This window comes from Streptococcus sp. ALY_211, from assembly GCF_058314555.1.
The window spans coordinates 1-8,939 of sequence record NZ_JBZFUN010000017.1; the positions used below are offsets into that span (position 1 = coordinate 1).

The following is an 8,939-nucleotide window of genomic DNA, read 5'->3' on the forward strand; positions in this document are numbered from 1 at the left end:
CTACAACCCGCACGCTTGGTTTCTTGTCTATTCAGTTCTCAAAGGTCTTTGCTTATGCTTAAAGCAACTCTTATAGTCTACTACCTCAATAGGCTTTTGTCAAGCCTTTTGGAAAGTTTTTTTCCTACAGGCATTCCGTCGCTTCTCAAGCTACATTAGTGTAGCACCTCTCAATGGGGTTTGTCAAGGATTTTTTGCTATTTTTAAAGCTCCATCCTATTTAGAATGAAGCCTGAATCTAATCTATTTATTTAATAACAATATTAACCAATTTATTTGGTACTGCTACAACTTTAACGATATTTTTACCTTCTATTTCAGCCTTGATTTTATCGTTATTTAGAGCAATTTTTTGGAGATCTTCTTTTGAAAGATCCATAGCAACCATGAGTTTAGCACGGACTTTACCCTGGATTTGAACCACAATTTCAACTTCATCCTCGGTAAGCATACTTTCATCCCATTTTGGCCAAGCTACGTAAGAAATTGAGTCTTCTGTATCGGTAAGATGTTGCCACAATTCTTCACCTAAATGAGGAGCAAATGGTGCCAATAATTGTACAAAGCCCTTAGCATAATCTACAAAAAGTTCTTCCTCTTTATTCGCAGAATTGACAAAAACCATAAGTTGAGCTAATGCCGTGTTAAATTTCATAGCATCAATTTGCTCTGTGACAGTTTTAACAACTTCGTTGTAGACTTTATCTAGTGCACCATTGTTTTCCGAAGTAATCTCCTTGCTCATTATTAGACGATAAACACGGTCTAAGAATTTACGACTTCCTTCAAGACCTTCTTCCGACCAAGCAATTGAGGCATCTAAAGGTCCCATGAACATTTCATAAACACGCAAAGTATCTGCACCATACTGTTCAACAACATCGTCTGGATTAACGACGTTTTTGAGGGATTTAGACATTTTTGCAGGCGCCTGCTCTAGCTCTTCACCAGTTTCAATATTAAAGAAAGCACCATCACGTTTTTCAACCTTATCTGTTGCAATTAAAGCGCCTCTCCCATCACGATAGCTTGCGCCTAGTATCATTCCTTGGTTGAAGAGTTTTTGGAATGGCTCCTTGGTTGGAACTACGCCTAGATCATAGAGGAATTTATGCCAGAAGCGAGCATACAGCAAGTGAAGAACCGCATGCTCTGCTCCGCCGATATAAATATCGACTGGTAACCAGGCCTTAAGGAGATCTTCATCAGCAAGCTTTTCGTCATTATGTGGATCGATATAGCGTAAGTAATACCAACTTGATCCTGCCCATTGTGGCATGGTGTTAGTTTCACGACGTCCTTTCACGCCATCTTCACGAGTAACTTCCAGCCAGTCGGTCAAGTTAGCTAATGGAGATTCTCCAGTCCCCGAAGGTTTGATATCAGATACTTTTGGAAGTACTAGTGGCAATTCATTTTCTGGAACCGCTGTAGAGGTACCATCATCCCAATGAATAATTGGAATTGGCTCACCCCAATAACGCTGGCGACTGAAAAGCCAATCACGTAAACGATAGTTAATTTGTTTTTTTCCAAAGCCTTTTTCTTCTAGAAATTCAATAATTTTTTCAATGGCTTCTTCCTTATCCAATCCATCAAGAAATTCTGAGTTGATGTGCGGGCCATCTTCTGTCCACGCCTCTTTTTCAACATCTCCACCTTCAAGTACCGGAACAATATCCAAGTCGAAAGTTTTAGCAAATTCCCAGTCACGGGTATCGTGTGCTGGAACTGCCATGATAGCTCCTGTCCCATAGCTTGCTAGGACATAGTCAGAAATCCAAATTGGAATTTTGCGCCCATTAACCGGATTAATTGCATATGCACCTGTCCAAACACCTGTTTTGTCCTTATTGAGGTCTGTACGAGCCAAATCAGATTTCAAACTAGCTTGGTGCTTATACTCCTCAACAGCTTGTCTCTGCTCAGAAGATGTAATAACATCTACTAATTCATGCTCAGGTGCCATCACTGCATAAGTGGCACCAAAAAGTGTATCCGGACGTGTAGTAAACACAGTAAAAGATTTATCCGTGCCATCAACCTTAAAATCAATATGAGCTCCTACAGATTTTCCAATCCAGTTACGTTGCATATCCTTGATAGACTCTGGCCAATCCAAATCATCCAAATCACTTAACAAGCGTTCTGCGTAAGCTGTTATTTTAAGCATCCATTGACGCATAGGCTTACGAACAACAGGATAACCACCACGTTCAGATGTCCCATCAGGGAGAACCTCCTCATTGGCAATTGCTGTACCAAGTTCTTCTACCCAGTTTACTGGAACCTCTGCTTCATAGGCCAACCCTTTCTCATAGAGCTTTGTAAAAATCCATTGAGTCCATTTGTAGTAATTTGGATCAGTGGTATTAACTTCACGCTCCCAATCGTAAGAAAATCCTAAAGCATTAATTTGACGTTTAAAATTTGCAATGTTTTGCTTTGTAAAATCTGCTGGATTATTACCTGTATCCATAGCATACTGTTCTGCTGGCAAACCAAAAGCATCCCAGCCCATAGGATGTAAAACATTATAACCCTGAGCACGTTTGTAACGACTCAGTATATCTGTTGCCGTATAGCCTTCTGGATGTCCGACATGAAGACCTGCACCAGATGGATACGGAAACATATCTAGTGCATAAAAATTAGGCTTCGCTGCATCTGCAGTTGTCTTAAAAGTGCGATGTTCCGCCCAAAATTTTTGCCATTTAGATTCAATTTCTTTATGGTTATAGAAAGACATAGAGTAGTTCTCCCTTATATATAGTCCTCGTGATTATATCATTTTTAACAGTTTTTTTAAATGCTAGGACAAGGTATTGTCCCAAAAACAAAAAAAGACCCTACGGCCCTTTTTGATAATCATACTAATTATAAATCTTGAAAGCATCATCGTCGTTTTGATTGACAAATGGCATTGCTTTCCGAAGTTCAGCACCAACTTTTTCAATTTCAAGATTAGCAGCTTCTTCACGAAATGCTTTCAATCTTGGGAATCCAGCATCATGGTCTTCAACGAATTCACGCGCAAACTTACCTGATTGGATATCAGCAAGAGCTGCTTTCATATTTTCTTTTACTTCCGGACCAATAACACGAGGTCCAGTTACAAAATCACCAAATTCAGCCGTATTTGAGCATGATTGACGCATTTTCTTAAAACCACCTTCATAGATGAGGTCCACAATTAATTTCATTTCATGAAGAACTTCAAAATAAGCCAATTCTGGTGCATATCCCGCTTCTGTCAACACTTCAAAACCTGCTTCGATAAGATGAGTCAAACCACCCATAAGAACAGCTTGTTCACCAAACAAATCTTCTTCCGTTTCTTCTTTGAAGGTTGTAGTCAAAAGTCCAACACGAGCTGATCCAATGCCTTTAGCCCACGACATAGCAATATCTTTAGCATGACCCGTTGGGTTTTGATAGACTGCATAAAGCGCAGGGACGCCAAAACCTTCAGTATAAGTACGACGTACAAGATGACCAGGTCCCTTAGGTGCAACCATAAATACATCTACATCTTCTGGAGCTTTGATATATTCAAAATGAATATTAAACCCATGTGCAAATCCAAGAGCTTTACCAGCTGTCAAATTTGGTGCAATTTCATCTTTATAGATATCTTTTTGAATTTCATCTGGAGCCAAAATCATGATAACATCTGCTAACTTTGTAGCTTCTGCAACTTCATAAGTTCCAAAACCATCCTCTTTTGCCTTATCAAAGGATTTACCAGAACGAACACCAATAATAACATCATAGCCTGAATCACGTAGATTTTGCGCATGTGCATGCCCCTGAGAACCATAACCAACTACTGCAATCTTTTTGCCTTGAAGCGCATCAACTGTCACATCATTTTCATATTCCATAGTTACTGCCATAATTATATACTCCTATCTATATCATACTGCCCATCGGGCAAAAGTTAACGTAAATCTAACAATTTTAAGATAAATCTCTAGAAAATCCTGTCGTACCAGTACGGGCTACATTTTGAATACCATACGGCTTAACAACTCTGAGTAAAGCCTCCACCTTATCCATATCCCCTGTCACCTGGATAGTGATGGACTTAGGTGCTACATCCACAACACTAGCCCTGAAAGGTTGAATCACGGCTAAAATTTCGGCACGTTTATTAGTCGGCGCCGCCAACTTAATAAGGACAACTTCACGCTCTATATGAGGCATATCCGTAATGTCACGAACTCTTACAACATCAATCAACCGGTTTAGTTGCTTAATAATTTGCTCAACATCATCTAAGCTATCCACATCAATAATAATCGTTATCCTAGAAATGTTGCGTTCATCAGTTTTACCTACCGAAATAGACTCGATATTAACCTGCCGTCTAGATAAAACACCTGTGAATCGATTCAACACACCAGTTGAGTTTTGAAGTTTTGCTGTTAGCATTCTACGCATTGAACTTCACCCCCAACATCTCAGCATTTGACTTACCTGTAGGTACCATCGGATATACATGCTCACGGTTTGAAATGTTGATCTCAATCAACATAGGTTTGTTTTCTTTAATGACTTTCAAATCCTCTTCCAAAGTTATTGGATCTGAAAAACTATAATGCTTAATACCATAAGCTTCAGCCATCATCTGGAAATTAGGTTCAGCATCAAAGGTAGATTCACTCCTATGTTCATCATAAAATGATTCTTGCCATTGCCTAACCATTCCCAAAGAATGATTATTGATTAACACAACTTTAATCGGTACTCGATAGCCATTTAAAATAGCCAACTCTTGATTAGTCATCTGAAAACCACCATCACCAACAAAAAGAACGACCTCTTTGTCAGGATTTGCAAGTTTGGCCCCAATAGCAGCAGGAATTCCAAAGCCCATGGTCCCAAGCCCACCAGAAGTTATCAGCTGTCTCTCATGTTTATAAGGATAAAACTGTGCTGTCCACATCTGATGTTGACCAACATCTGTCACAACAATAGCCTCTCCATGTGTCAACTCACCTATAATTTCTATCGCATGCTGAGGCTTGATAATATTATCGTCAAAATCATAAGAGAAAGGCGCTTTAGCCTTTTTTTCTAAAACTTCCTGAGTCCAAGCCTCATGACGTGTCTTCACAGTATCAGATTCCAATAATAATTCTAAAGCCTGCTTAGCATCACCTACTATTGGGATATCTGTTGCTACCACCTTACCAATCTCAGCAGGATCAATATCAATGTGAGCAACTTTTGCGCCCTTGGCAAATGTCTTAGGATTACCTGTCAGACGGTCAGCAAATCGTGATCCGAAGTTAATAATAAAATCCGCTTCATGCATCGCCATATTAGAAGCATACGAGCCATGCATACCTCCCATACCTAGGGATAAACGATGATCAACCGGCATAACTCCTAGACTAAGCAATGTAGAAACAACAGGAATATCATAACGTTCTGCAAACAATTGAAGTTCCTCAGATGCCCCAGCATAATTAACACCCCCACCCGCAATAATGACAGGCTTTTTAGAACGTTTCAGCTCAGACAATATTTTCTCAACTTGTAGTGGATTGGGCTCAACTGTTGGCTGATAACCAGGGACATTTACTGCAGGATCATCAATCGCTGTAACCACTTTTTCAGAAATATCCTTCGGCAAATCAATAACAACCGGACCGGGACGGCCTGTTGTAGCAACATGGACAGCCTCAGTAATGATTCTGGGAATATCCGCTGTACTTCTAACTTGATAGTTATATTTAGTAATTGGCATTGTAACACCAATAATATCCGCTTCTTGAAAAGCATCTTTACCAATACCAGGGGTAGCCACTTGACCGGTGAACACTAACATAGGAACACTGTCACTCATACCATCTGCAATCCCAGTAATAGCATTAGTTGCACCAGGTCCACTGGTCACAATGGCAACACCGAGCTTACCTGTCGACTTGGCAAAACCTTCAGCCTCATGCAAAGCACCTTGCTCATGCCGTGCCAAAATATGATTAATACCATCATGCTGATATATCGCATCATACAAGGGAAGAACAGCTCCACCAGGATAACCAAATACTGTATCTATACCTAATTCAACCAGAGTATCCAAGACTAATTCAGATCCATTTCTTGGCTTGTCTAATTTGATTTGGCCCATATACCCTCCTTTACTATATTTGCTAGAAAATTCTAACAATTCAAAAATCTTGATAATATCATATCATTTTCAAAAAATATTTCAAGGTTTATTCTGAAAATTATGATAATTTTTTAAAGAAAGATCGAATCTTGAAAATTGACACTAAACTTCTGCTGCCTAACAAAAAAATCTGAGATTTCTCCCAGATTTTCACCCATTCCACTTTACTCTGCACTCATAATATAAGGGTATACAGGCTGGTCACCTTGGTAGATTTCAACCTCAATATCCTCATATTGACTTTCAACCCAGGCAGAAACTTCCTCAGCTAGAGCCTTATCCCCTTCTTCACCAATATAAAGGGTAATGATTTCACTATCTTCATCAACCATCTTTTCAATCGTTTCAAGAAAAGCTGACTTCATGTCCGCTTCAGATACAAGAATTTTTCCATCAACCATTCCTAAGATATCATCTTGGTGTATCTCAAGTCCATCAATGGTGGTATCACGAACTGCCAAGGTAAGACTAGCACTAGTCACATCTGACAAGCGTGACGACATAGCAGCAACATTATTTTCTAAACTAGCTCCTGGATTATAAGATAATAAGCTAGCTAACCCCTGTGGTATTGTACGCGTTTCGATAACCGCAGCAGGAACATCTACGACATCTACCGCTGACTGAGCAGCCATAAATATATTTTTATTATTCGGCAAGATGATGACATTCTCAGCATTTATAGCCTCTATCGCTTCAACAATATCTTGAGTTGACGGATTCATAGTTTGACCACCAGAAATAATATAATCAGCACCTTGTGATTTAAAAATCTCTGCCAAACCGTCGCCAGCTACCACAGCAATAATGCCAAATAATTTTTTCTCAGCTGATTGCTGAGACAAATCACTATTAGCTACTTCTTTTTCAAGTTGAGCTTCGTGTTGTCCTCGCATATTGTCTACTTTGACCTTGACAAGGGCACCGTACTTAAGACCTTCTTGAATAACTAAGCCTGGATCCTCTGTGTGCACATGGACCTTAACAATTTCATCATCATTAACTACCAATAATGAATCTCCAAGATCACCAAGATAATTTCTAAAGGCCTCGTAGTCAAATTCTTTAACATAGGTAGGACCCTTACGAAGACCAATCATAATCTCTGTACAATAACCAAAGGTAATATCCTCAGTAGCTACATGACCTGCAACAGATTTATGATGCTCTGCATTAATCATCTCGCTCATGTTAGCCGGAGTAGCTGTAAACTCCTCTGATGCAATATATTCACCTGTCAGAGCAGCTAAAAAGCCTTCGTAAATATAAACTAAACCTTGGCCTCCTGAATCCACAACACCAACCTCTTTGAGAACAGGAAGCATATCTGGTGTTTTAGCAAGAGCTGCCTTTGCTCCATCGAGAGCTGCCCTCATAACTTCAATAGCATCATTTGTAGACTCAGCTTTTTTTATGGCTGCCACAGCGGCACCACGAGAAACTGTGAGAATAGTCCCTTCAACAGGTTTCATAACAGCTTTATAAGCTACTTCCACACCAGCCTGAAGAGCATCTGCCAAGGCTTTACCGTCCAGCTCACCCAAATCTTTAATCGATTGGCCAAAGCCACGAAACAACTGTGATGTTATGACACCAGAATTTCCACGAGCACCCATCAAAAGCCCTTTTGAAAGAATCTGGCCAACTTCTCCCACAGTCGAGGCTGGTCTGTCAGCCACAGCTTTGGCACCATTTTCGATAGTCATACCCATATTTGTCCCCGTATCACCATCCGGAACGGGAAAAACATTCAAAGAATTAACATATTCTGCTTGATTTCCAAGTCGAGTAGCCGCAGCTTGTACCATTTCCTGGAATAAGCTTGTCGTGATATTTGCCACTAATCTTCTCCTACAACTTTGATATTTTGAATATAAACATTGACAACATCTGCGTGAATACCAAGCTGATTCTCAAGATTGAACTTCACTCGCTCTTGAATATTTTTTGAGACTTCACTGATCTTCACACCATAACTCATAACAGTATAAACATCGACTGTAATACCTGCTTCCAGGGCCTTCACAACTACCCCTTTAGAGTAATTTTCCTTACGAAGGAGGGCCTGAAAGTTATCTTTGATGGCACTTTTACTTGCCATTCCAACAACCCCAAAAATCTCTGTTGCTGAACCACCAACGACTGTTGCAATAACGTCATCTGATAATTCTATTTGACCATCTTTAGTATTAATTTTTACAGCCATACTGCCACCTCTCAACATTTTATCAATTCATTCTATCATATTCTAAAGTTAAAGTACAAAGATTACCGCCTGCATCACAGCAACTTAAAAGGAGTCTCATATGAGACTCCTTTTAATGATAAGCATTAAACACGTTCAACTTTACCTGATTTTAGGGCACGAGCTGAAACCCAAACTTTTTTAGGTTTACCATCGATCATGACAGTCACTTTTTGAAGATTAGGTTTAACAGTACGTTTTGTTTTGTTCATGGCGTGGGAACGGTTGTTCGCCGAACGCGTTTTACGACCTGTAAAATAACATACTTTAGCCATTTTTACAATGCTCCTCCTATTTTATTTACTTACGGATGTGCTAGCACCACATACTAAACTAGTCTATCAGATTTTATCAGACTTAGCAAGTTATTTAAAAAATAATTCACTTATCTATCATTCGAAAATGATAATGTCTTAGCTAGGTCGAATGTGAAAATGTCCCGTCTGGTAAACTAGAAAGATGAGGAAAATAGAACTAACTATGATAGAGTCAAAGAAATACCTAGTCATCAAA

Annotated in this window: 7 protein-coding genes; all 7 read right to left on the reverse strand. The window is 39.5% G+C overall.

Going from position 1 to position 8,939, the window contains the following annotated elements; translation table 11 throughout:
- Window positions 1-247: 247 nt before the first annotated feature.
- Window positions 248-2,749 carry a leucine--tRNA ligase gene (gene leuS, locus AC4HAJ_RS08510; RefSeq protein WP_491079728.1) on the reverse strand — a complete coding sequence of 834 codons (2,502 nt, stop codon included), beginning with the start codon at window positions 2,747-2,749 and terminating at the stop codon, window positions 248-250.
- A gap of 124 nt (window positions 2,750-2,873) precedes the next feature.
- Window positions 2,874-3,896: a ketol-acid reductoisomerase gene (ilvC, locus tag AC4HAJ_RS08515; RefSeq protein WP_491079729.1), complete on the reverse strand. Its 1,023-nt coding sequence runs from the start codon at window positions 3,894-3,896 to the stop codon at window positions 2,874-2,876.
- A gap of 64 nt (window positions 3,897-3,960) precedes the next feature.
- Entirely contained in the window at window positions 3,961-4,443 is a 483-nt protein-coding gene (gene ilvN / locus AC4HAJ_RS08520; protein WP_491079730.1) for an acetolactate synthase small subunit, read from the reverse strand.
- On the reverse strand, window positions 4,436-6,139 hold the full coding sequence (locus AC4HAJ_RS08525; protein ID WP_491079731.1) for an acetolactate synthase large subunit: 1,704 nt from the start codon (window positions 6,137-6,139) through the stop codon (window positions 4,436-4,438). Before AC4HAJ_RS08525 ends, ilvN begins: the two co-directional genes overlap by 8 nt.
- Window positions 6,140-6,345: 206 nt before the next feature.
- Window positions 6,346-8,022, reverse strand: coding sequence for a DAK2 domain-containing protein (locus tag AC4HAJ_RS08530; protein WP_491079732.1), 1,677 nt, complete (start codon window positions 8,020-8,022; stop codon window positions 6,346-6,348).
- The gene (locus AC4HAJ_RS08535; RefSeq protein ID WP_491079733.1) at window positions 8,022-8,387 is read right to left on the reverse strand and encodes an Asp23/Gls24 family envelope stress response protein; all 366 of its coding nucleotides are present in this window, start codon (window positions 8,385-8,387) and stop codon (window positions 8,022-8,024) included. Before AC4HAJ_RS08535 ends, AC4HAJ_RS08530 begins: the two co-directional genes overlap by 1 nt.
- Window positions 8,388-8,512: 125 nt before the next feature.
- A complete protein-coding gene (gene rpmB / locus AC4HAJ_RS08540; RefSeq protein ID WP_491079734.1) occupies window positions 8,513-8,701 on the reverse strand; it encodes a 50S ribosomal protein L28 in 189 nt (62 codons plus the stop codon).
- Between the last annotated feature and the right edge of the window lie 238 nt (window positions 8,702-8,939).